The sequence below is a fragment of the Desemzia sp. FAM 23990 genome, from assembly GCF_045528485.1.
Classification (GTDB): Bacteria; Bacillota; Bacilli; order Lactobacillales; family Carnobacteriaceae; genus Desemzia.
Map to the genome: position 1 here is coordinate 1 of NZ_JBGQQW010000061.1, position 686 is coordinate 686.

Consider the following 686-nt stretch of genomic DNA (forward strand, 5'->3'; position numbering starts at 1 on the left):
GGAGGTTTAGCTCAGTTGGGAGAGCATCTGCCTTACAAGCAGAGGGTCAGCGGTTCGAGCCCGTTAACCTCCACCATGAGTCATTAGCTCAGTTGGTAGAGCATCTGACTTTTAATCAGAGGGTCGCAGGTTCGAATCCTGCATGACTCATACTAGTTGCTTGTTGACTAGTATGTTTTGCCTTAAACTAAATGCGGGTGTGGCGGAATTGGCAGACGCACTAGATTTAGGATCTAGCGCCGCGAGGCGTGGGGGTTCAAGTCCCTTCACCCGCATCATTTATTTTTTTTGACATTAAGTAATTGCCGGCTTAGCTCAGTTGGTAGAGCATCTGATTTGTAATCAGAGGGTCGAGGGTTCAAATCCTTTAGCCGGCACCATTTGCGGAAATAGCTCAGTGGTAGAGCACCACCTTGCCAAGGTGGGGGTCGCGGGTTCGAACCCCGTTTTCCGCTTTCTAGTCATGCTAGAAAATGATAACTTGTTCATTAAAGCCGGGGTGGCGGAACAGGTAGACGCACAGGACTTAAAATCCTGCGGATAGTGATATCCGTGCCGGTTCGATTCCGGCCCTCGGCACCATTATTAGCACCCATAGCTCAATTGGATAGAGTACTTGACTACGAATCAAGCGGTTGCAAGTTCGACTCTTGCTGGGTGCATCTCTTTTAAAGAGTTTTTACTAA

The 686-nt window shown here is 48.5% G+C and carries 7 tRNA genes; all 7 read left to right on the forward strand.

Features of this window, described 5'->3' with window-relative positions:
* The 7 genes from ACEN4I_RS13380 (at nt 1) to ACEN4I_RS13410 (ending at nt 662) form a co-directional block, all read left to right on the forward strand.
* Nucleotides 1-76: transfer RNA gene (locus ACEN4I_RS13380), tRNA-Val, on the forward strand.
* A gap of 1 nt (nt 77) precedes the next feature.
* Nucleotides 78-150: transfer RNA gene (locus tag ACEN4I_RS13385), tRNA-Lys, on the forward strand.
* Between the two features lie 43 nt (nt 151-193).
* Nucleotides 194-275: transfer RNA gene (locus tag ACEN4I_RS13390), tRNA-Leu, on the forward strand.
* A gap of 29 nt (nt 276-304) precedes the next feature.
* A tRNA-Thr gene (locus tag ACEN4I_RS13395) sits at nt 305-380 on the forward strand.
* A 3-nt stretch (nt 381-383) separates the two neighbouring features.
* Nucleotides 384-455: transfer RNA gene (locus ACEN4I_RS13400), tRNA-Gly, on the forward strand.
* A 38-nt stretch (nt 456-493) separates the two neighbouring features.
* Nucleotides 494-582 (forward strand) — tRNA-Leu (locus ACEN4I_RS13405).
* Nucleotides 583-588: 6 nt separating this feature from the next.
* Nucleotides 589-662, forward strand: a tRNA-Arg gene (locus tag ACEN4I_RS13410).
* Nucleotides 663-686 lie beyond the last annotated feature (24 nt).